This window comes from Faecalimicrobium sp. JNUCC 81 (assembly GCF_053667625.1).
The window spans coordinates 2,775,621-2,799,295 of record NZ_CM132203.1 but is presented as its reverse complement, the minus strand read 5'-3'; the positions used below and the strand labels follow the sequence as shown (position 1 = coordinate 2,799,295).

Here is a 23,675-nt window from a genome sequence, read left to right as displayed (position 1 = left end):
TTTATGTATTAAAAGTATTATATACAGTAAATGAGGTAATTATTGTATAATTTAATATATAAGTATAAGCAATATCAAAGAGGAGTGAATAAAATGAAATTTCTAGATTTTAAATATGAAAGACCTAAATATGAAAGTAATAAAAAAGAGTTCAATAATATAGTAAAAAAAATTAATGAATCTAATACATACAAAGAACAAAAAGAAAATATAGATAAGCTTAATAAATTAAGAAATAGTACAGAAACAATGTCTACAATAGCATCAATAAGACATAGCGTAAATACAGAAGATAAATTTTATGAAGAAGAAAGAGCTTATTGGGACGAATACTCTCCGCTTTATGAAGAATTAAATTCATTATTTTATCAATCAGTTATAAATTCTAAATTTAAAAAAGATATAGAAAATGATTTTGGTAGACAGTTCATATCTATAGCAGAATATTCTTTAAAAGGATTTTCAAGTGAGATAATAAATGACTTACAAGAAGAAAATAAATTATGCTCAGAATATACTAAACTATTAGCATCAGCTAAGATAATATTTGAAGGTAAAGAGAAAAATTTATCTGGATTAGGTAAGTATATGCTATCAAAAGATAGAGATATGAGAATTAAAGCGTCAAAAGCTTACTATGGATACTTTGAAGAAAATGAAGATAAGTTTGATGAATTATTTGATAAATTGGTAAAAATAAGATCCAATATTGCTAAAAAGCTTAACTTTAATAGCTTTGTAGAATTAGGATATATAAGAATGATGAGAACTGACTATAATGCACAAATGGTAAAAAACTTTAGAAAACAAGTTTCAGAATATATAGTTCCAGTTGCTAGTGATTTGTATAAAAGACAAGCCAATAGATTAAATATAGAAAAGTTAACATATGTTGATGAAAACTTTGAATTCTTAAGTGGAAATGCAACACCTAAAGGAAGTTCAGAATATATTATTGAAAATGGTAAAAAGATGTATTCTGAGTTATCTAAAGAAACAAAAGAATTTTTTGATTTTATGTTAGAAAATGAGCTTATGGATTTAGTAACTAAGAAATCTAAGGCAGCAGGTGGATATTGTACATATATACCAGATTATAAAGCACCATTTATATTTTCAAACTTTAATCAAACTGCGGATGATATAGATGTATTAACACATGAAGCGGGACATGCATTCCAGCTATATATGTCAACTTGGATAGATATGCCTGAAATAAATTTCCCAACCTATGAAAGTTGTGAAATTCATTCTATGAGTATGGAGTTTATAACATGGCCGTGGATGGAACTTTTCTTTAAAGAAGATACGAAAAAGTATAAATTTACTCATTTATCAGCCGCTATTAAATTTATACCATATGGAATAGTAGTAGATGAATTCCAGCACTATATTTATGAAAATCCAAATATGACTAAGGAAGAAAGAAAAAAAACTTGGAGAATGTTAGAAAAGAAATATCTTCCTCATAAAGACTATGAAGGATGTAAGTTTTTAGAAAATGGTGGATGGTGGTTTAAACAAGGCCATATATTTAAAAATCCTTTTTATTATATAGACTACACATTAGCTCAAATTTGCTCTTTACAGTTCTGGAAGAAAATGAGTGAAGATAAAGATAAAGGATGGCAAGACTACTTAGATATATGCAAGGTAGGTGGAACTAAATCATTCTTAGAAATTGTTGATATAGGAAATTTAAAATCTCCATTTGAAGATGGATGTGTTGAAAGTGTTATATTAAGTATTAAAAAATGGTTAGAAGAAGTAGATGATAGTAAGTTATAAAATAACTTTTGTCAACTTTAAAATATAGATTTAAAAATCATATAATTTTTTTAAAAAAATATGTTGAAAATCAAATAGAAAGATTATATACTTAGCTTAGATAGTATAGATATTATTAATAAAGAAAATAGAAAATTAAATATCCGAATGAAGGACATGGGAGACAACTTTTAAAGTGACCGAAGGGACAAACTTAATTTATTAACCCAATAAAATTAAGTGAAATTCTCAGGTGAAAATACTGTGTCTAGACGGAACTCTGAAGATTATATTAACAGAGAAAACGAATTGGGAATTTGTTTTCTCTGTTTTTTGTTGTAAAATAAATACGAAATATTGAAAGCGAGAGGGAGACATGGTAATAATAACTAATAACCCAATTGTTAAACAAGAGATTAAAGATAAAGAAATTTTACAAAAAGATATTACCTATATAGGAATACTAAAAGAATGCAGAGATTTAATACATAAGGGATATAAACTTTTATCTCATCCACTTTATGGAAGTGTAAAACCTAATGAAACACCATATCGAAGTATCATTATGAAAAAAGGAAAAAATCTAGATACAAATTCACTAATGTTAATAGAAGAAGCAATTTTGACTTCAAGTAAATTTCAAAACAATAAAAATACTCCAAATTGGACAGAAAAAGTTATAGATGATTTTAGAGTTATAGACTTTGATATCCTAAACAATACCTTACAAAGAATTTAATATATAAGTTACATATCATATTATTTTTAATAAACAGTATAGTATTATATAAAATAATATTGACAGACAAAGAGATATTCCTAAAGGTATTTTTTTAGCAAGTCCATTGTTTAAATGCAGTTTTTTAATATAAAAGGGGGTAGTTAAATGGAAAATTTATATGACTTAATTATAATAGGTTCAGGTCCAGCAGGTCTTTCTTCGGGTCTGTATGGAGCTAGAGCAAAGCTTAAGACACTTATAATAGAAAAATCAAAAACAGGTGGACAAATAGTTACAACACATGATGTAGCAAACTATCCAGGATCTATAGAAGATGCAAGTGGGCCAAAGTTAATAGCTAGAATGGTTGAACAATGCAAAAGCTTTGGGGCTGAAATGGTTAAAGACAATATAATTGAGGCTAGTATAGATGGAAAAATAAAAGTAGTAAAAGGTGAAAAAGGAGAATACAAAGGAAAAGCTCTTATAATAGCAACTGGTGCGACTCCAAAAAAATTAGGAGCACCAGGTGAAAAAGAACTTACTGGAAAAGGTGTATCTTATTGTGCAACATGTGATGGAGATTTCTTTACTGATTTAGAAGTATTTGCAGTTGGTGGAGGAAATAGTGCGGTAGAAGAAGGTATGTTTTTAACTAAGTTTGCAAGAAAAGTAACAATAGTTCATAGAGGAGATAAATTATCTTGTGCTAAATCAATAGAAGAGAAAGCAAAAGATAATCCAAGCATAGAATTTATGTTTAATACTACTGTAAAAGAATTACATGGTGATGGAATATTAGAAAAAGTAATATTTAAAAACACTGTAACAGGTGAAACAATGGAATATGAAGCAGATGAAGACGATGGAACAATGGGCGTATTTGTATTTGTTGGTTTAGATCCTCAAACAAATTTATTTAAAGATAAAATTAATATGGATCAAAGAGGTTATATAATAACTGATGAAAATATGAAAACAGATGTAGAAGGTGTATTTGCAGCTGGAGACTGTAGAGTTAAAACTTTAAGACAAGTGGTAACGGCTACAAGTGATGGTGCAATAGCTACAATAAATGCAGAAAAATATATAGAAAGCAAAGAGTGGAATTTAGAAGAATCTATGATGTAGTATAAATTTAAATATTATTTATTAGAAAGTTAAATAAGTATTTAAATTTAATATATATTCAACTATAATAAAAATTTAAATTAATTTAAGGGGGAATTTAAAATGATAGCTCTAGATAAGAGTACTTTTGAAGAAGAAGTTTTAAAACATGAAGGAATAGTAGTTGTAGATTTCTGGAGTGAAGGATGCGAACCATGCAAAGCATTACTTCCAGAGGTTGAAGAATTATCTAATCAATATGCAGATAATTTTAAATTCTGTAAGTTAGATACAACAAAAGCTAGAAGATTAGCTATAAAAGAAAAAGTATTGGGCCTTCCAACAATAGCTATATATAAAGATGGATCTAAAATAGATGAAGTTACAAAAGATGATGCAACAATATCTAATATACAAGAAATGATTAAAAAATATCTTTAATATTTAGTTTTAATTAATGGTGTTATAAATTTGAGTAAATCTCAAATCTATATAAAGTGTAGTCAGATTATAAGTAAAAATTGGGGGGTGCACGTATGCGTCTTGAGTTAGGGAAAATCTTTATAAATGACATTCAGTTTGGTGAAATTACTGAAGTTAAAGATGGAGTTTTATACGTTAATAAAGAAGAGATGCTTAAAGAAATTGGAGGAGATGAGCACATAAAATCTATAGATATAGATATAGTTCATCCTGGTGAAAGTGTTAGAATAACGCCTGTAAAAGATGTTATAGAGCCGAGAGTTAAAGTGGATGGAAGTGGTGGAATATTCCCAGGAATAATATCCAAAGTAGATACCGTAGGAACTGGAAAAACTCATGCACTTTCTGGGTGTGCAGTTGTAACAACAGGTAAAATAGTAGGGTTTCAAGAAGGTATAATAGATATGACAGGACCAGGTGCTAACTATTGTCCATTCTCTAAATTACACAATGTTGTAGTTATAGCAGAACCAGTAGATGGACTAAAGCAGCATGACCATGAAAAAGCTGTTAGAATGATAGGATTTAAAGCAGCAACATACTTAGGTGAAGCAGGAAGAAATGTAGAACCTGACGATGTTAAAACTTATGAAACTAAACCATTATTAGAATCTATATCAGAATACCCAGAACTTCCTAAAGTAGGATATGTATATATGCTTCAAACTCAAGGATTACTTCATGATACATATGTATATGGTGTAGATGCAAAACAAATAGTACCAACACTACTTTATCCAACGGAATTAATGGATGGAGCGATAGTTAGTGGTAACTGTGTTTCTGCATGTGATAAGAATCCTTCTTATGTTCATATGAATAACTCTATAGTAGAGGATTTATATGAACAACATGGGAAAGAAATAAATTTTGTTGGTGTGATTGCAACGAATGAAAACGTATACCTTGCAGATAAAGAAAGATCTTCTAACTGGACTGCTAAGTTATGCAAGTATTTGGGATTAGATGCAGTTATAATATCACAAGAAGGATTTGGAAACCCAGATACAGATCTTATAATGAATTGTAAAAAGATAGAAATGGAAGGTATAAAAACAGTTATAGTAACGGATGAATATGCAGGACGTGATGGAGCCTCTCAATCACTTGCAGATGCAGATGTTAGAGCGAATGCTGTTGTTACTGGAGGGAATGCTAACGAATTAATACTACTTCCTAAGATGGATAAAGTAATAGGGCATATAGAAGTTGTTGATGTTATAGCTGGTGGATTTGATGGAAGTTTAAGAGAGGATGGAAGCATAGAAGCTGAAATACAAGTTATAACTGGTGCTACAAATGAAACTGGATTTGGAGTATTGTCTACAACAACTTACTAAAATATGAATTAAAAAAGCTATAAAAGATAGTAAATGCTGAAAATAAAAGGGGGATAAATATGAGCATACTTGCGAATAAAAAGGTCCTTATAATAGGTGACCGTGACGGTATACCAGGACCTGCAATAGAAGAATGTATAAAAACAGTAGAAGGAGCAGAAGTAATATTTTCTTCAACAGAATGCTTTGTCTGAACGGCTGCTGGGGCTATGGACTTAGAAAACCAAAAGAGAGTTAAAGAAGCTTGTGAAAAGCACGGAGCTGAAAACTTAGTGGTTTTATTAGGTGCATCTGAAGCCGAAGCTGCAGGTCTTGCAGCAGAAACAGTAACAGCAGGAGATCCAACATTTGCTGGACCACTGGCTGGAGTTGAATTAGGTCTTAGAGTTTACCATGTTGTAGAAGATGAAATGAAATCAGAATTTGATGAAGCTGTATATGATGAACAAATAAGTATGATGGAAATGGTACTTGAGGTTGATGAAATAGTAGAAGAAATGTCTAGCATGAGAGAGCAATTCTGTAAGTTTAATGATTAATTAGCTCAAAGGGGTGAAAAGATGGAAAAACTAAGAGTAGTTCATTATATAAATCAATTCTTTGCAGGAATTGGTGGAGAAGAAAAGGCTGATACTAAGCCGCACATAGCACAAACTTTACCTCCAATAAGTACACAACTAAACAAATTATTAGGGGATAATATGGAAGTAGTTGGTACAGTTGTATGTGGAGATACATACTTCAATGAAAACTTAGAAAGTGCAAGTAGTGAAGTATTAGAAATGATAAAAGGATTTGAACCACAACTTTTCATAGCAGGGCCTGCGTTTAATGCTGGTAGATATGGAGTTGCTGCAGGAACTATAACTAAGGTTGTTAAAGAAAACTTAAATATACCTTGCTTTACTGGAATGTACGTAGAAAATCCAGGAGCAGATATGTTCAAAAAAGACGTTTATATAATAGAAACATCAGATTCAGCAGCCGGAATGAGGAAAGCTCTACCTAAGATGGTTAAGTTTGCTAAAAAGTTAGCTAATGGAGAAAAAATAAGTTCTCCAACTGAAGAAGGATATATGGAAAGAGGATTAAGAGTTAATTTCTTCCATCCTGAAAGAGGATCAAAAAGAGCGGTTGATATGTTACTTAAGAAAATAAAGGGAGAGGATTTTGTTACAGAGTATCCAATGCCAGTATTTGATAGAGTTCAACCTGCAAAAGCTGTAAAAGGTTTATCAAATGCTAAAATAGCATTAGTTACTTCTGGAGGTATAGTACCAAAAGGTAATCCGGATAGAATAGAATCTTCTTCAGCGTCTAAGTATGGAGAATACTCATTAGAAGGATTTGAAAATTTAACAGAGGATTCGCATGAAACTGCACATGGTGGATATGATCCAGTATATGCTAATTTAGATGCAGACAGAGTTTTACCAGTTGATGTACTTAGAGATTTAGTAAAAGAAGGAGTAATAGGAGAATTACATGAAGTTTTCTATACAACAGTTGGTAATGGTACAGCTGTTGCAAGTGCAAAAGCTTATGCTAATGAAATAGGTAACAAGTTAAAAGCTGTTGGTATAGATGCTGTTATATTAACTTCTACGTGAGGCACTTGTACACGTTGCGGTGCAACGATGGTAAAAGAAATAGAAAGAGTTATGGAAGTTCCTGTAGTTCATATGTGTACAGTAGTTCCTATATCTTTAACAGTTGGAGCAAATAGAATAGTTCCAACTATAGCAATACCTCATCCACTTGGAAATCCAAATCTTGATCCAAAAGAAGAAAAGGCATTGAGAAGAGGATTAGTAGAAAAAGCTTTAGTTGCTTTAACTACAGAAGTAGAAGATCAAACTGTATTTGAAAATCCAGATACATCAGTACTAAATTCTAAGGAAATGGCTTAGATAGTATAAATTAATTTATTAGTAATATATTAAAGCTGTCTTAAACTAAATTTTACTGTGTAAAGTCAATTGTTTGAGGCAGCTTTTTATGAAATATAATAATCACCAGAACCTATTAATTATTTTGGTGTTGAATATGTATGTAAAAATTTAATGGGGGTGCTAATTTATGTCTTATCCAGTTTTAAAAGGTGCGAGTTATGTACTTATTCATACTCCAGATATGATAGTGCAAAATGGTAGTACATGTAATGTTGAAAGAGCTACAAATCCAGATTCAGAGTTTTTAAAAGAAATAGCTAATCACATAAGAAGTTATGAAGATGTAGTTAAATACATGCCGAATCAAGTTTACATAGGCAACAAGAGACCAGAGGAATTAAAAAATATATCTATGCCTTGGTGTAATGAAAAAGTAGAAGGTAATAGAACAGGAAAATTAGGGGAAATAATGCCTCAAGACGAATTTATAGCGTTAATGCAAATATGTGATGCATTTGATCTAGTAAAGTTAAGTGAAGAATTTGTAAACGAAGTAAAACCTAAAGTTGAAAATAACTACCCAGAATTAGCACAATTTATAGCTAAATTAAAGGGAGATGATATAGAAGAAGGAAAAGAACTAGTATATAATCATGTTGCTGAAGGGTTATATCATGAAGGTGAATTTGTAGGATATGTAAAAAAAGCTCATGATGTAGATGTTAATTTAAATGCTCACACTATGTTTGAAAACTTAGTAGTTAAAGCATCAGGGGTAATATCAGCAATTCATTTATTAAGAAGTAACAATATAAATCCATTAGATATAGATTATGTAATAGAATGCTCAGAAGAGGCTTGCGGAGATATAAATCAAAGGGGTGGAGGAAACTTTGCAAAATCTATAGCAGAAATAGCAGGGTATAATAATGCGACAGGGTCTGATACTAGAGGATTCTGTGCAGCCCCAACTCATGCTTTAATTCAAGCAGCTGCTCTTGTTAAATCAGGAGTATATAAAAATGTAGTAGTAGTTGCAGGTGGAGCTAGTGCAAAACTTGGAATGAATGCTAAAGATCACATCAAAAAAGGTCTTCCAGTATTAGAAGATGTAGTTGGTGGATTTGCAGTACTTGTATCTGAAAATGATGAAGTAAATCCAATAATAAGAACTGATTTAATAGGAAAGCATAATGTTGGAACAGGTTCATCACCTCAAGCTGTTATGACAGCGCTCATAACAAGTGGACTTGATAAAGCGAATTTAAAAATAACTGATGTAGATGTATTTTCTGTTGAAATGCAAAATCCAGATATAACAAAACCAGCAGGAGCAGGAGATGTTCCAGAAGCTAATTATAAAATGATAGGCGCTCTAGCTGTTAAGCGTGGAGATATGGAAAAGAAAGCGTTAAAAGAATTTGTATCTAGTAAAGGGCTTCCAGGATGGGCTCCAACTCAAGGACATATACCATCAGGTGTTCCGTATATAGGATTCTGTATAGATGACCTAACTACAGGAGACAAAAATAGAGCAATGATAGTAGGTAAAGGAAGTTTATTCTTAGGAAGAATGACTAATTTATTTGATGGAGTATCATTTATAGTAGAAAGAAACAATGGAGTAACTGAGGAAGCTAGTGGAGTATCTAAGGAAGAAATCAAAAAAATAATAGCAGAGTCTCTAAGAAAATTAGCATTAGATATGATAGAAGAATAGGGGGGAGAATACTATGGCTAAAAAGATAATAGGTGAAACTCTTCTAGAAATAGCTAATGCAATAGAAAGTGGAGAATTTGGGAAAAAAATAAAAATAGGATTAACTACACTTGGAAGTGAGCACGGAGTAGACAATTTAGTAAATGGAGCACATTTAGCAAAGTCTAATTTATTTGATATAGTTTTAATTGGACCTAAGGTAGAAACAGATCTTGAAGTGATTGAAGTAACTTGTGAAAAAGAGATGCACACAAAAATGGAAGAGTTATTAGATATCGGATATATAGATGCAGCTGTAACTATGCATTATAATTTTCCAATAGGTGTATCTACAGTCGGTAGAGTAATAACACCAGGTAAAGGAAAAGAAATGATATTAGCAACAACAACAGGAACTAGTGCAACAAATAGGATAGAAGCAATGATTAGAAATGCTATATATGGAGTCGCAACTGCTAAAAGTATAGGAATAAGAAATCCTAAAATTGGTATACTTAATGTTGATGGTGCTAGACAGGTTGAAAAAGGCTTAAAACAATTAAAAGATAATGGATATGATATAGAATTTGCTGATTCTATAAGATCTGATGGTGGATGTGTAATGAGAGGAAACGACTTACTAGCAGGGGCTCCAGATGTTATGGTTTGTGATACTTTAAGTGGTAATATATTTATGAAGGTATTTTCTTCATTTACAACAGGAGGAGACTATGAAGGCAGTGGTTATGGTTATGGACCAGGAGTAGGAGAAGAATATAATAGAAAAATACTTATATTATCAAGGGCATCAGGGATTCCTGTAGTTTCTAACGCACTTAAATATGCTTATGATGTAGTTAAAGGAAATGTAAGTGAGGTTTCAAAAAATGAGTTTATAAATGCTAAAGCTTCTAAGTTTGAGGAAGTAATAAGCGGTATTATTAAAAAAGAAGTAAAAATTAGTGAAGAGGTTAATATGCCAGAAAAACAAGTAGTTACAACTCAAATATCTGGTATAGATATAATGGATTTAGAAGATGCGGTTAAAGAATTATGGAAAAATGAGGTATATGCAGAAAGTGGAATGGGATGCACTGGGCCTATAGTTTTAGTAAATGAAGCTAAAGGGGAGGATGCAGTTCAGATTCTATTAAAAGCTGGATATACAGCAAAATAAAACTAAATAAGTAAAAATATAAAAGTATTAGTTGAAGAAACTAAACGTATAATATATAATTATAAGAAATAATTGAATGTATTTACCTGTATATTTTTGATGATATGGTTCAAATGTATCTACCAGGCTACCGTAAATTGCCTGACTACAGGAGTTTTTGATAATATAATTTTAAGTATACAATACACTATAAATCTATACTTTTATGTTAAATAGTAAACTCCTGTCTGTTTTAGACGGGAGTTTTTTGTTCTTAATATATAAATAAACTACTTTTAGGGGGAAAAATATGAAATCATTACAAGAAAAAATATTAACAGAAGGTCGCGTGTCAGGAAATGATATATTAAAAGTAGATAATTTTTTAAATCACCAATTAGACGTAGCTTTTTTAAATGAAATAGGAAAGGAATTTAAAGAAAGATTCAAAGAAGATAAAATAGATAAAATACTTACTATAGAAGCTTCAGGAATAGCAATAGCATCTATAGCATCTCAACATTTTGGAAATGTACCAGTTGTATTTGCAAAGAAGGTAGAGTCTAAAAATCTAGATAAAGATGTATATGAAACGAAGGTATATTCATTTACAAAAGGAAAAGAATACAGCGTAAAAGTATCTAAAAGATACTTAAATGAAGGTGAAAATATACTAGTTCTAGATGATTTTTTAGCAAATGGAAGAGCAGCACTTGGTCTTAAAGATTTAGTGGATCAATCTGGAGCAAATTTAGTAGGAGTTGGGATTGTAATAGAAAAAGGATTCCAAGATGGTAGAGAATTATTATTAAATGAAGGTGTTAAATTAGAATCATTAGCAATACTTGATTCAATAGAAAATGGAGTTATAAAATTTAGATAATTTAAACTTTATATAAAAAATCCTAGAAAATTAGAATTATAAAATCTAAACTTCTAGGATTTTTTTATCTAATAAACTAAGTGTGGAAAAAGTTAGAAAAATAACAATTCAGTCAATCTGCGGTTTGTGAATTATATGGTTATATTTAATATTTACCATATAAACAAACTGTGATATCATATGTACTTAGCAACTAATAAAATATAAAATTTAATAAATATAATCTGGATTTATATTTATTAAATAGGAAATAATATATACATAAGAATTTTAGGAGGTACATATAATGAAATTTTTTATAGACACAGCTAACATAGAAGAAATAAAAGAAGCTAACGATTTAGGTGTTATATGTGGAGTTACAACAAATCCATCGTTAATAGCTAAAGAAGGAAGAGACTTTATACAAGTTGTAAAAGAAATAACTGATATAGTAGATGGACCAGTTAGTGCAGAGGTAATAAGCTTAGATCATGAAGGAATGGTTAAAGAAGCTGATAAATTATCTAAAATACACAAAAACATAGTTATAAAAATACCTATGACAGCAGAAGGATTAAAGGCTGTAAAGATATTATCAAGCAAAGGGATAAAGACAAACGTAACTTTAATATTCTCAGCAGGACAAGCTCTTTTAGCTGCTAGAGCAGGAGCTAGTTATGTAAGTCCATTTGTAGGTAGATTAGATGATATAGGACAAAATGGATTAGATTTAATAGAAGAAGTAGTAGATATATTTGATGTAAATGGTATAGAAACAGAAGTAATAGTTGCAAGTGTAAGAAATCCAATACATGTACTACAAGCAGCTAGAATAGGAGCTGATATTGCTACAGTTCCTCTTAAAGTAATAAACCAAATGATAAAGCATCCTTTAACAGATAAAGGTATAGAAAGCTTTATGAGTGACTGGGAAGGTGCATCGTTAAAATTATAAAAATATAAAAAAGCTAAACTTATAAGTTTAGCTTTTTTATATTTTTATAGATAAGTAGCATAATATATATTAGGACATTTATTATGGAGGCGATTTTTTGAAAAGTAAAATAGCATTTACAACATTGTTATTTATAGCAATAGTAGGATTTATTGTGGTATTTCAAAATATATTTGGACCGGAAAATACATTAATTGGAGTAGCAGGTATAACTGCTGCATTATCTTTAACAGATATTGATTATACTTTGTATCCTATAAAAAATACAATAAAATTTATGGCATTAGAAGTTCTAATAGGTATATTAGCATTTATAGCATCATTAAATCCAATTACAGCGTTAATAGTAAACTTTATAGCTATATTTTCTCTAATATATTTATTTACATATGATACTAAAAAATCAATATATGTACCATTTACATTAGGGTATTTATTTATACTTTATTCACCTGTAAAAATAGAAAATATGCCTCTTAGAATTGCAGGCCTAGCATTTTGTGGGCTACTAATAATGGCGGTTCAGCTATTGGTAAATAGGAATAAATTTTGGGATAAAACTCAAAAAAGTATAATACAAGTTGCAAATGATTTAAAGGATAAAATCGATTTTATAATAAATAAAGAAGATGTATATAACATAGAAGAAAAGCATAATGAGGTTTATAAAAATATAAGAAATATATCGGCAAAAATGTATGAAAGAAGATTAAAAAGGATTGATGAATCAAGTTTATATGAAATTAATTTAGGTATAATACTAAGTTTTGAGAGTATTAATATTACATTAAGTAAAATACAAAATGATACTGAAAATATTAAAAGATATGATGATCTTTTAGTAGAATTGAAAAAAGAGCTAGATTATATTATTAAATATATAAATAATGAAATTACAGCCACTGAATTTAGTAATAACTTACAGGTATTTATAAAAGATAAAAGTACTATAGACTGCTATTTATCATATGAATTAAAGGAAAACATTAGTTTGTTAAACAACACTTTAGAAGAAATGGAATTTACAGAAAGTAAAGAAAGAAAAATTAGTTATACACCATATAGTAGCCTTAAAAGCTATGTATTAAAAAGTACCTTTAACAAAGATTCTTTAAAATTCTCATTTGCATTTAGAAGTGCAATAATGATATCTATAGGAACATTTGTAGTTAGCTTTTTTAATATAAATTATGGTAAATGGTTAATATTTACACTTTTCTCAGTATTACAGCCATATCTTGAACTAAGTAGAACTAAAGGAAGAGATAGAATATTAGGCACTATTATAGGTGTACTAATATTTGAAATCGTATTTAATATAGTTAAAGATGATTCTATGAGAATGATAGTAATATTTATAGTAGGGTATTTAAGTAATTATCCAACTAAATATCATCAAAAAATGATATTTACAACTATATCTGCATTAGGAGCAGCATCTATAGGATCAGCATATGAACTATTAGCACTAGAAAGGTTATCATTTATAATTATAGGAACTATAATAGCATTAATATCTAATAGATTTATATTACCATATAGAATAAGTAGTGAAACTAAAAACTTAATAGATAAATCTATTAAAGTTAACAAACAAATTTTAAATAAGATATCTCATATAAATATTAATGATATAAATAAAAATGAATTTAGTGACTTAATATTAATTAATAAGCTTGTAAATGATAAAATAAGTATTAATAATAATATTTTAATGTCTCAAATAATAAACGAATTTTTAAAAAATCAATGTGTAATGATGAACAATATTAATTTTTTACTAAATAATATTATAAATGGTAAGGTAAAAAATTTAGATATAAATATCATTTGTGAAAATGCAAATCTATTAAATAATAGAAATATTAAAGAAGAAGATTTAAAAGAAGAATTCTATTCTTTAAAAAATAATATAGAAAAGTTTGTATTTATAGATATATTTGAAATTTTTAACAATCTTAATAAATCACATGAAATAGCTAAAAATATAAAATAAAGAAAGCCCCATATTCAAAATTGAATATGAGGCTTTCTTTATTTTATATAGAGATAGTTTCGATTGATTGTTCACTATAGTATTTATTTTTATCTAATTCCTTTTCACTGCTACTTACTACTAAAGTACAAGCACAGTCACCCATTACATTAACAGTAGTTCTAGCCATATCTAATAATCTATCAACACCCATTATTAATCCAACGCCTTCTATTGGAAGTCCTACAGAAGTTAATACCATCGATAAAGTTATCATACCAACGCCCGGAACACCAGCGGTACCTACAGAAGCTAAAGTTGCAGTTAATATTATTGTAATAAAAGAATTTATATCTAAATTAATCCCGTATAATTGAGATATAAATATACAAGCCACACCTTGCATTATAGCAGTACCATCCATATTAATTGTAGCTCCTAAAGGAAGAGTAAACGAAGCCACAGAATTATCAACACCTAATTCTTCCATACTTTCTATAGTTAAAGGTAGCGCAGCATTACTTGAAGCTGTTGAAAAAGTTACGGCAGCAATATTAGCAAATTTCTTTAAAAATGGTTTAAGTTTAAGTCCTGTGAAAAATTTAATCATACCGGCGTAAACTATAAATGCTTGTAAAACTAGAGTCATAGAAACTGCAAACATATATTTTACAAGGGATAATATAGCTTCAAATCCTGTAGTAGCAAAGGTATTTGATATAAGTGCAAAAACTCCGTAAGGCGCAAGTAACATTATAATACTAACCATCTTCATACAAACATCGTTAGCACATTCAAATAATTTTCTAAGAGGTGCAGCTTTTTCTCCAATAGCACTCATTGATATACCAAGTAATAAGGCAAATACTATTATTTGTAACATATCACCACTAGCTAATGATTGTATTGGGTTAGAAGGAATCATACCAAGTATTATATCAACTATTGGCTTATTTTCACCTATAGTAGGCGCTTCAGTTATTAAATGTGACATATCAAGTCCAAGACCCGGATTTATTAACTTGCCTATAAAAAGCGCTAAAGTTATAGCTATTGCAGTAGTTGTTAAATAAAATACCAAAGTTTTAACTCCGATTCGTCCTAATTTTTTTATATCTCCCATAGACGATGATCCACAAACTAAAGAAACAAAAACAAGTGGAACAACTAGCATTTTTATAGAATTTATAAAACCACTGCCAAGTATTTTTAAAATTCCATCTAATAAAATTGTATTTTTTAAAGTTCCATTAGATAAACTTTTTATAGTTAGACCAAATATTATTCCTAAAAATATACCTATAAAAATTTTATATGTAAGACTTAACTTTTTTTTCATAGAATCTTCCTCCGAATGGTTATTTTAAAGCTTTGTTTTTATACAGTATATAATAGCATTAAAATTTAGAAAAATGCAAGTTAAAAATAAAATTATTCATAAAAATAATAAAAAATATGAAAATATAGAAAAAAATTAAAAAAAATGAATTGGATGTAAATAAAAAACTCAAAAATGAATAAGGAATTTATATATGTTTAATAATGTTTAATATAGCTAAAACTAAAAGGTTACATCGATGTAACTTTTATTACGAATCTGTAATTTAAAGTAACAGTGGTGTAACTGTTTTTATAAAATTTACTATGGTAATATTAGATTATAGAAAAGGAAATAAAACAAATTTACATAAATTATTACATATAAAGGATGGGATTTATTATGAAAAGAGCAATTATAGCATTATCAATATTATGTACAGGGGCATTAGCAATAAACCCAATAAAAAATATAAGCTTTGCACAAAATGCAGATAAAAATACTAATAAGCAAGTAGTTCAAAGTGTAGAGATAAATAAGAGTGAAAATTTAAATGTAGAAAAGAATAAAAACATAGAAGTTAATAAAGAAGTAGTAAAAACAGAAGCAAATAAAAAAGAAACATTAAAAAATGAAGAAAAAGAATTAGTTATAAATAAAGAAGAAGCGACTAAACCACAAAAAAATGAACAAAATACAAAACAACCTGTTATAGAAAAAAATGAAGCTGTTGTTGAGAATAAAAATAAAGAAAAAGCAGATAAAAATACTGTTGAAGTTATAGAAGTATTAAATAAAGAACAAGCTAAAGAATTATTAAAAATGGTAAATCCAGATATGAATTATGTATATCAAGGAGATGAAACTACATTTGAAGTTTTATCTCAAAAAGGATTAAGTGGATATGTATTTTTACCAGATGTTGATGGAGATATGGGATTATTTGTAGATAAAAATACTGCAAAAGTTTACTACTTCCATCCAAGTGGATATCTTGAATTAGCTTTATAAGATAGTCAATAAAATTTAAAACTCATATAAAAAACCTTGATACAAACTAAATTGTATCAAGGTTTTTTATACATTTGGAGTATGAAGTATTGATGGTGCAGCTTTATTTTTTAGTAGCTTATCAAAAGACTGATGATCTGACTTATATCCAATACCTTCTCTTTTATTATCTACATCTATTATTTTATATTGTTCACAAGCTTCTTTTACCATTTCATATTCTTTATTAGAATCAGCATTATAGATTATTTTTTTACTAGGAAATATTTTATAAGCAAATTGAGGTTTTACGAAATATCTAGCATCTTTAATTTTACCTGTATTATATAATCCTTGGATTATAGAACCATTTTTTATGTGTTGTAGATGATCATCAAATTTATAGGTATGTGCAACATGAGTTACACTCTTCAAATTTTTTTCAAATTCTAATGCAATATTTTCCATAGAATTAAAATCAGTATCACCGTTAGAAGTTAACTTTGGTAGTATAATAATATTTTTATCTTTTACACCTAATGAATTTAGTGATGCTAGAAATTCTCTATTTCTGTAACTAGATTTTTGATCTTTTGTAAGATTTTTATATTGGTCATTATTATCAAACACAGCTATTCCACTACCATTAGAAACCAAAACCACAAATACATTATCTTGCCCTCTTTCTTTTATGGCCTCAACTATAGCACTACCAGCCCATAATACTTCATCATCTTGGTGTTGAGGGTAAAAAACAACGTAATCTTTAAATTGTTTATTAGTATTATTTTTATGAATATTAAATATAGCTAATATTAAAAAGAAACATAATATAATTGCCAATATTAAATTTTTATTATTTTTTAAGCACATACTATTTTCTCCTTAAATAAAATTAAAAATGTCATATATTTTAATATGCTAACAAAAAAATTTGATAATAAGTTTGAACTATTGTTATTAAATTGATATTAATATTTTAGACAAGTATCATTTCTTTATGTAAGATTATAAAAATTTAAATAAATATAAAGAAATTTTGTATTTATCCGTATAATTAAAGTAATAAATTATTTTCGAGGTGACAAAATGCTTGATAAAATACAAGGCTTAAATTCTATATCTACCTTTTCAAATCATAGTGAGTGTAAATGCAGCTCTAATAGCGAAGTATTTGATATGATTATGATAAGTTTATTAAAAGCTTTAGCAGAGAAGAATAAAAGAAGTAATAACATAAATGAAAATAACATAGGAATATTAGAAAATTTACAAACTCAAAATGCATCTCAAGTTAGCAATAAAATAGAGATATCATCAAAAAAACTTAATGCTAATGAAAGAATAGAAGATGCTGTAAATTTATCGTCAAAAAAGTATGGTGTAGATGCAAACTTAATAAAGGCAATAATTAAAGTTGAATCAGACTTTAATCCAAATACTGTATCATCTGCAGGTGCAAAAGGATTAATGCAACTTATGCCGGAGAATATTAGAGACTTAGGAGTTAAAAATCCACTTAACATAGAAGAAAATATAGATGGTGGAACAAGGCATATAAAAGAATACTTAGATAGATATAATGGAAATGTTGAAATGGCTTTAATGGCTTATAATGGTGGTCCTACGAGGATGATGAGACGAGGAGTTACATCAATAGAACATATATACAAAATGCCAAGAGAAACACAAAACTATGTACCAAAAGTTATGAAATATTACAAAAGATAAGATATATTTTAGACAATAAAAAATAGATGCAATAAAGCATCTATTTTTTTATATTTAACATATGTAATAATCTTGTTTTTAATCCGGAAAAATCATTTTGAGATAGAGAAACCTCCACATCACCTACTATAACAGATGACTTGTTTAACCTACGAACTTGTTTTATGTTGATTAAATTTTTATTGCTACATCTATAGAAAATATAAGAATCTAGAGATTCTGTTAACTTATTAATATTAGAATCTATAGTAAAAGTATCATTTTGAGTATATACTAAAGATTTATTTTTATGAGATTCAATAAGCAATATTGATTTAGGAGGTATATCGCCTAATATATCATTTTCATTTAACTCATTTACACACTGTAAAAGCTCATCATTAAAAGCTTCCTCATTTATAGGATTTATTACATATTTAAAATCTTTTAGTGGAAAACCATTAATCATAAAATCGACAATCTCAGGAATAAATATTATCTTAATATTACTATATAAACTTGTTATTTTTTGATTAATCTCATTAGCTATTGTTTTATTTTTTAAAGCTACACTGACTAATAATATATCTACATTTCGTGGTTTATTATTTAGTAAATCATCAATAGAATTAAAATTAGAAAGTTTGTATTTAAATTTGTTAAATGAAGTGAATTTAAGCAAAAGTCCATTTAAATTATTTCTTTCATTAATATTATTACAACATACACATACATCAAACATTAAAAATCTCCTTTCAAAATAATAATTGAAGCTGATATTATAATAAATAAAATAAGCTTCTAAATATAAGATATTAGATAAGAACTATTTATATACCTCTTAAATAATTATTGAAAATTAACTTAAGAAATATTCAAAACAACCGTAAAAATATATAATATAAAATATTAAATAATATTACAGAGGTCAAATATGAAGGTAGGAAATATAGGATTAAATCCTAGTATAAATATAGAAAGTAAAAATAATAAAAGTAAGTTGGATTTTAGTGATAGTTTTAATCAAACAAATAGGTCAAAAACAAAAGAAGAATTGGAATTATATATAAAAGAAATAAAGAATACTGGAAGTAGATTAGCCGCAACCCAAAATTACACAGATGTAGTAAAATATAAAAAGGTTATAAAAAATTACCTAAAATCTATAGTAGACTATGTATATGAATTAAATAAAAAAGATAGTTTTTGGGATACAAATTACTTTACGACAGTAAGTACAGTAAATGAGAAATTAGAAGAAATAACAAAAGAACTATTATACGATCAAAAGAGTAATATAGATGTAGCATCTAAGGTAGATGAGATAAATGGATTATTAATAGATATATATATGTAAGGAGAAATGAATATGGATACTTTAAAAAAATATGATAATGTATATGAGGTTGAATTTGAACAATTAGAAGAAGGTGAAAAAAAATCAATAAGTGCTATGAATGAAATTATGAATTCACAATTAGATATAACAGTATCAATAGGAGAAACAAGAGAAAAGTTAGAAAAAATAGCTAGCTTAAATGTAGGAGATGTAATTGTTTTAGATAAGCACCTTGAAGAACCATTAGACATAAGTATAAATGGAAAAGTGGTAGCAAGTGGTGAAAGTATCATATTAGATAATAAATTAGCAATAAGATTATCTACTATAAAAATGGATGAGGATGAAAGTTAAAATAATTATAACTTATTAATACTAGGGAGGTACTCGATGAAAATAGGTTCGATAAACCAAAGAGTCATTGAAAATATATATAAATCCAATAAAGCAGAAGACAAATCTATAAAAAAAGAAAAAATAGATACTGTACAAATATCTGATTTAGGGAAATATTTAAGTGAAGTTAATAATAAAAAAGAAGAAATAAATATTGAGAAAGTTAATGAATTAAAAAAGAAAATAGATAATGGAACTTATAGAATAGATTCTAAGGATATAGCAAAGAAAATAATTGAGCACATGAGAGGTGAAAACTAGTTGAGCCCAGAGTTAAAAATAGTTATATTTGAAGAAAAAAATATATTAAAAACCCTTTTAGATTTGCTAGATGAGCAATATGAATTATTAATAAACAAAGATGTAATCAAGCTTGATAAAATAGCCACAGAAATAGATTTAGTAGCAAAAGAACTTGCAACATTAGAAATTAAAAGAAGAAACATTACAGGTAGTGAAACTAGTATGTCTAAACTTATGGAAGATTGTAATGATGAAAATATAATTAAGGCATATGAAGATATAAAACATTATCTTCATATGTTAGAAGTACAAAAAGAAGCAAATAACAATCTTATAAAACAGAAATTATTATTTACAAAAAAAATGATAAATTTTATTAAGCCAAGTAAAGGTATTGGTACATATAATTCACTTGGACAAGTAGGAAAATAAATTACAATGGAGGGAAAGTTATGTCAGGTTTATTTGGGACTTTACAGTCATCAAGAACAGGTATGAGTGCGAGTCAAGTTGCTATACAAACAACTTCGCACAATTTAAATAATATGAATACACCAGGGTATTCAAGACAAAGGGTAGAGCAAAAAGCTAGAAGTGCATATAGTTACCCAGGGTACAATAGTAGTTTAGGAGCAGGTCAATTAGGAACTGGTGTAGAGGTTACAGACATTTCTAGAGCTAAAAATGCATTCTATGATTTTCAATATAGAAGCGAAAGTCATACATCTGGTAGTTTAAAAGTTAAATATGAAAGTTATACAAATATGGAAACTATATTTAATGAGCCATCAGATACATCGATTTCTGCATCTATGAATAATTTCTTTACTAGTTGGCAGGAATTAGCTAAAAGTCCAAAAGATAACGGTGCAAAAGATATAGTAATACAAAATAGTAAGTATTTAGCTGATAAAATAAGCCAAATAACTAATAAATTAGAAAACTTAGGAGAACAAACGCAAGTAAACTTAGACAATCAGGTAAAAGATATAAACTTTGCAATTAATCAATTAAGAGATCTTAACAAAAATATCAAAATAGTTGAAGGTAGTGGGAAAAGCCCTAACGATTTACTAGATGAAAGAGATAGAATACTAGATGACCTTAGTTTTAAGATAAATATGCAAGACGATGAGGTAAAAAATCTGCTTAATGATAAAATAACAAAGGGCGGAGAAGTTACAATAGATGAATTAAAAAAAATAGCAAATGTTTCAGGAGAAATTAAAGGTTCTCTAGAAATGATAGAAAAAATAGATAAATATAAAAATGATGTAAATACATTAGCTGAAAATATAGCAACATCAGTAAATGATACTTTAAAAATTAATTTATTTGAGTATGATGGTACTAAAAGTCCATCTTTAAAAGTAGCTGATGGAATAATAGATGGAACAGTTGACTTAGATGTAACATCAGATAAAGCACAAGAAATGTATAGATTAAAAAATAAAAAAATCAGTATCAAGGGAGAAAACGTAACTATAAATAACTTTTATAATGGTGTAATACAAAGTTTAGGGAATGAATCTCAAGAAGTGATAAGAAATGAAAAAAATCAAAGTAAAATATTAAAAGAAGTAAATAAAACAAGACTAAATGAGTCTGGTGTTGCATTAGATGAAGAAATGACTAATTTAATACAATTTCACCATGCATATAATGCAAGTGCTAAAGTAGTATCGACGATAGACTCTTTATTAGACGTTGTAATAAATGGATTAAGAAGATAAATTAGGAGGTAATTATGAGAATAACAAATTCATCAATGCTTTTCAGTCATATGTATGACGTACAAGAAAATTTACAAAGAATGGATAAATTAAGTAAGCAGCTTGATACAGGCAAGCAAGTAAATAGGGTATCAGATGATCCTCACAAAGCTGTAAAAATAATGAATTTAAATAACGAAATAAAATATACAGAAAAATACAACTATAATATAGATGAAATCGTAGGATGGATGGATAATACAGATTCATCATTAGAAGAGGTTGGAAGAGCTCTTAACGATATTAAAGAATCTATTTTAAAAGTTGGTAATGGTGCATATACTGAAGAAGAATTTAAGGCTATAAATGCAGATGTAAATGTAAAAATTAGAGAATTGGGAGAAACATTAAATTCAAGTTATGCAGGAAGACATATGTTTGGAGGAAGTACTGTTGATGAAGCTCCAGTAAATATAATAGAAAATGCAGATGGAACTGTAACATTAGAATTAAATTCAAAAGCGAATTCAGACGACTTAAAAGCGGACATATCAGATGGTATAAATATAGATTATAACGTATCTGCCAAAGAAATATTTGATACAGGAAAGGGAGGTAAAGATTACCTTTCTGCAATAAATGATGTATCTAAATTGTTAAACGATATATCAAACGGTAAGGATGTTGAAGTAAATAAAGAGAAATTGACAGGTGATGTAAAAGTTAAAATAGATTCATTTTTTAACCATACACTAGATAATAGAACTAAACTTGGTGTTAGAGTAAATACGGCTGAAAATATAAAAAAACTTAATAATGAGAATATATTAAATATGAAAGGTGTATTATCATTAGATCAGGATGTTAATCATATTGAAAAATTTACTGAATTAAAATCAGCAGAATTGGTTTATAATGCATCTATTCAAGCTGGATTAAAATTAATACAGCCGAGTATACTTGATTACCTAAGATAATTAGGAGGAATATATGGAAATATTATTTGATAAAGGAATTCCGGGTCTTGAAGAATATAAAGTTTTTACAATAAATGAAATTGAAGAAAATACTAAATTTAAAATTATAAACTCAAAAGAAGATATTAATATAGGTTTTATAGCTATATCACCTTTTGAAGTTAAAAATGACTATGAAATAAATTTAAATGATGACATAATAAATGACTTGGAAATAGAAAATCCTAATGACGTATTAATATTAAATTTAATAACTTTAAGCAACACATTAGAACAAAGTACAGTTAATTTAAAAGCTCCTTTAGTAATAAATATTAAAAATAATAAAGGAAAGCAATTAATATTGCAAGATGATAAATATAGCATAAAAGAACCTTTAACAGGGAGTGAAAAGAATGTTAGTAGTTACTAGGAAAAAAGGAGAATCTATATTAATAGGAGATGATATAGAAATTAAGTTAGTAAAAATAGAAGATGGAAGCGTTAAAATAGCTATAGATGCTCCCAAAGATAAGGTTATACTTAGAAAAGAAATATATGAAAATGTTAAAAAAGAAAATTCAGAAGCTATAACCAATACAAATGAAATTTTAAATTTATTTAAGTAAGTAAGTGAGTGAGGGAGAAAGTTATGTATGCAGCAAATCCATATAATATATATAAACAAAATTCAGTAAACACAGCGTCACAAGAACAATTATTACTTATGTTAGTAGATGGAGCTGTTAAATATACAAAAATAGCTAGACTTGCAATATCAGAAAAAAATATGCAAAAAGCACATGATGAGCTAGTTAGGGTTCAAGATATATTTTTAGAGCTTATGGTAACTATGGATAAAGATGCAGGAAGTTACATGAAAGATTTATATAATGTGTATGAGTTTATAAAAAGTGAACTTGCTAAAGCTAATATAAAAAAAGATGCACAGATAATAGATAACGTACTTCCTTTAATTGAGGAAGTAAGAGATATGTGGCATGAGGCATATAAAGCAACAAAGAAAAGTAAGTAGGGAGGGGATTTT

26 protein-coding genes and 2 riboswitches are annotated in these 23,675 nt (G+C 27.9%); of the genes, 23 read left to right on the top strand and 3 right to left on the bottom strand.

Translation table 11 applies throughout. The annotated features are described in order from the left end of the window. Positions 1-93: 93 nt before the first annotated feature. The 12 genes from JNUCC81_RS14030 (at position 94) to JNUCC81_RS13975 (ending at position 13,984) form a co-directional block, all read left to right on the top strand. A complete protein-coding gene (locus tag JNUCC81_RS14030) occupies positions 94-1,788 on the top strand; it encodes a M3 family oligoendopeptidase (RefSeq protein WP_454094057.1) in 1,695 nt (564 codons plus the stop codon). A gap of 147 nt (positions 1,789-1,935) precedes the next feature. Continuing rightward, positions 1,936-2,042: riboswitch (glycine riboswitch) on the top strand. 101 nt (positions 2,043-2,143) lie between these two features. Further along, complete coding sequence (locus JNUCC81_RS14025) at positions 2,144-2,506, top strand: GrdX family protein (protein WP_454094056.1); 363 nt, start codon at positions 2,144-2,146, stop codon at positions 2,504-2,506. A 147-nt stretch (positions 2,507-2,653) separates the two neighbouring features. Beyond that, positions 2,654-3,619, top strand: coding sequence for a thioredoxin-disulfide reductase (trxB, locus tag JNUCC81_RS14020; RefSeq protein WP_454094055.1), 966 nt, complete (start codon positions 2,654-2,656; stop codon positions 3,617-3,619). Between the two features lie 102 nt (positions 3,620-3,721). Continuing rightward, positions 3,722-4,039, top strand: coding sequence for a thioredoxin TrxA (trxA, locus tag JNUCC81_RS14015; protein ID WP_454094054.1), 318 nt, complete (start codon positions 3,722-3,724; stop codon positions 4,037-4,039). Between the two features lie 95 nt (positions 4,040-4,134). Next, on the top strand, positions 4,135-5,421 hold the full coding sequence (locus tag JNUCC81_RS14010; protein ID WP_454094053.1) for a glycine/sarcosine/betaine reductase component B subunit: 1,287 nt from the start codon (positions 4,135-4,137) through the stop codon (positions 5,419-5,421). A gap of 59 nt (positions 5,422-5,480) precedes the next feature. Further along, positions 5,481-5,960: a glycine/sarcosine/betaine reductase complex selenoprotein A gene (gene grdA, locus JNUCC81_RS14005; RefSeq protein WP_208333058.1), complete on the top strand. Its 480-nt coding sequence runs from the start codon at positions 5,481-5,483 to the stop codon at positions 5,958-5,960. 21 nt (positions 5,961-5,981) lie between these two features. Further along, complete coding sequence (gene grdB / locus JNUCC81_RS14000) at positions 5,982-7,331, top strand: glycine reductase complex selenoprotein B (protein ID WP_454094052.1); 1,350 nt, start codon at positions 5,982-5,984, stop codon at positions 7,329-7,331. A 169-nt stretch (positions 7,332-7,500) separates the two neighbouring features. Next, on the top strand, positions 7,501-9,033 hold the full coding sequence (grdC, locus tag JNUCC81_RS13995) for a glycine/sarcosine/betaine reductase complex component C subunit beta (RefSeq protein WP_454094051.1): 1,533 nt from the start codon (positions 7,501-7,503) through the stop codon (positions 9,031-9,033). 13 nt (positions 9,034-9,046) lie between these two features. After that, positions 9,047-10,189 (top strand): glycine/sarcosine/betaine reductase complex component C subunit alpha, encoded by a 1,143-nt coding sequence (grdD, locus tag JNUCC81_RS13990; protein ID WP_454094050.1) that lies wholly within the window; start codon positions 9,047-9,049, stop codon positions 10,187-10,189. Between the two features lie 66 nt (positions 10,190-10,255). Next, positions 10,256-10,357, top strand: a riboswitch (purine riboswitch). A gap of 121 nt (positions 10,358-10,478) precedes the next feature. Further along, complete coding sequence (locus tag JNUCC81_RS13985; protein ID WP_454094049.1) at positions 10,479-11,051, top strand: xanthine phosphoribosyltransferase; 573 nt, start codon at positions 10,479-10,481, stop codon at positions 11,049-11,051. 286 nt (positions 11,052-11,337) lie between these two features. Beyond that, positions 11,338-11,988: a fructose-6-phosphate aldolase gene (gene fsa / locus JNUCC81_RS13980; protein ID WP_454094048.1), complete on the top strand. Its 651-nt coding sequence runs from the start codon at positions 11,338-11,340 to the stop codon at positions 11,986-11,988. Between the two features lie 97 nt (positions 11,989-12,085). Then, the gene (locus tag JNUCC81_RS13975; protein ID WP_454094047.1) at positions 12,086-13,984 is read left to right on the top strand and encodes an FUSC family protein; all 1,899 of its coding nucleotides are present in this window, start codon (positions 12,086-12,088) and stop codon (positions 13,982-13,984) included. A gap of 43 nt (positions 13,985-14,027) precedes the next feature. Here the strand turns inward: JNUCC81_RS13975 and JNUCC81_RS13970 are convergent, their stop codons facing one another. Beyond that, a complete protein-coding gene (locus tag JNUCC81_RS13970; protein WP_454094046.1) occupies positions 14,028-15,302 on the bottom strand; it encodes a dicarboxylate/amino acid:cation symporter in 1,275 nt (424 codons plus the stop codon). Between the two features lie 381 nt (positions 15,303-15,683). Here JNUCC81_RS13970 and JNUCC81_RS13965 point away from each other — a divergent pair, with 381 nt between their 5' ends. Continuing rightward, entirely contained in the window at positions 15,684-16,292 is a 609-nt protein-coding gene (locus tag JNUCC81_RS13965) for a hypothetical protein (RefSeq protein WP_454094045.1), read from the top strand. A 66-nt stretch (positions 16,293-16,358) separates the two neighbouring features. Here JNUCC81_RS13965 and JNUCC81_RS13960 read toward each other — a convergent pair whose 3' ends face one another. Next, positions 16,359-17,144: a PIG-L family deacetylase gene (locus tag JNUCC81_RS13960; protein WP_454094044.1), complete on the bottom strand. Its 786-nt coding sequence runs from the start codon at positions 17,142-17,144 to the stop codon at positions 16,359-16,361. A gap of 216 nt (positions 17,145-17,360) precedes the next feature. Here JNUCC81_RS13960 and JNUCC81_RS13955 point away from each other — a divergent pair, with 216 nt between their 5' ends. After that, positions 17,361-18,002, top strand: coding sequence for a lytic transglycosylase domain-containing protein (locus tag JNUCC81_RS13955; protein ID WP_454094043.1), 642 nt, complete (start codon positions 17,361-17,363; stop codon positions 18,000-18,002). A 40-nt stretch (positions 18,003-18,042) separates the two neighbouring features. Here JNUCC81_RS13955 and JNUCC81_RS13950 read toward each other — a convergent pair whose 3' ends face one another. After that, entirely contained in the window at positions 18,043-18,723 is a 681-nt protein-coding gene (locus JNUCC81_RS13950; protein ID WP_454094042.1) for a LytTR family transcriptional regulator DNA-binding domain-containing protein, read from the bottom strand. A 192-nt stretch (positions 18,724-18,915) separates the two neighbouring features. On the opposite strand from JNUCC81_RS13950, the gene JNUCC81_RS13945 reads away from it, so the two are divergent. The 9 genes from JNUCC81_RS13945 to fliS are packed head-to-tail and all read left to right on the top strand — an operon-like array spanning position 18,916 to position 23,663. After that, on the top strand, positions 18,916-19,338 hold the full coding sequence (locus JNUCC81_RS13945; protein ID WP_454094041.1) for a YaaR family protein: 423 nt from the start codon (positions 18,916-18,918) through the stop codon (positions 19,336-19,338). A gap of 12 nt (positions 19,339-19,350) precedes the next feature. Then, a complete protein-coding gene (locus JNUCC81_RS13940) occupies positions 19,351-19,674 on the top strand; it encodes a FliM/FliN family flagellar motor switch protein (protein WP_454094040.1) in 324 nt (107 codons plus the stop codon). A gap of 36 nt (positions 19,675-19,710) precedes the next feature. Then, complete coding sequence (gene flgM, locus JNUCC81_RS13935) at positions 19,711-19,977, top strand: flagellar biosynthesis anti-sigma factor FlgM (RefSeq protein WP_454094039.1); 267 nt, start codon at positions 19,711-19,713, stop codon at positions 19,975-19,977. Further along, the gene (locus JNUCC81_RS13930) at positions 19,978-20,391 is read left to right on the top strand and encodes a flagellar protein FlgN (protein WP_454094038.1); all 414 of its coding nucleotides are present in this window, start codon (positions 19,978-19,980) and stop codon (positions 20,389-20,391) included. Between the two features lie 20 nt (positions 20,392-20,411). Then, positions 20,412-21,692, top strand: coding sequence for a flagellar hook-associated protein FlgK (gene flgK, locus JNUCC81_RS13925; protein ID WP_454094037.1), 1,281 nt, complete (start codon positions 20,412-20,414; stop codon positions 21,690-21,692). A 14-nt stretch (positions 21,693-21,706) separates the two neighbouring features. Further along, the gene (locus tag JNUCC81_RS13920) at positions 21,707-22,648 is read left to right on the top strand and encodes a flagellin N-terminal helical domain-containing protein (protein WP_454094036.1); all 942 of its coding nucleotides are present in this window, start codon (positions 21,707-21,709) and stop codon (positions 22,646-22,648) included. 13 nt (positions 22,649-22,661) lie between these two features. Continuing rightward, positions 22,662-23,060, top strand: coding sequence for a flagellar assembly protein FliW (fliW, locus tag JNUCC81_RS13915; RefSeq protein ID WP_454094035.1), 399 nt, complete (start codon positions 22,662-22,664; stop codon positions 23,058-23,060). Beyond that, positions 23,044-23,256: a carbon storage regulator CsrA gene (gene csrA, locus JNUCC81_RS13910; RefSeq protein ID WP_208334872.1), complete on the top strand. Its 213-nt coding sequence runs from the start codon at positions 23,044-23,046 to the stop codon at positions 23,254-23,256. The genes fliW and csrA overlap by 17 nt, the downstream gene beginning before the upstream one ends. A 23-nt stretch (positions 23,257-23,279) precedes the next feature. After that, the gene (gene fliS / locus JNUCC81_RS13905) at positions 23,280-23,663 is read left to right on the top strand and encodes a flagellar export chaperone FliS (RefSeq protein WP_454094034.1); all 384 of its coding nucleotides are present in this window, start codon (positions 23,280-23,282) and stop codon (positions 23,661-23,663) included. Positions 23,664-23,675: the final 12 nt, after the last annotated feature.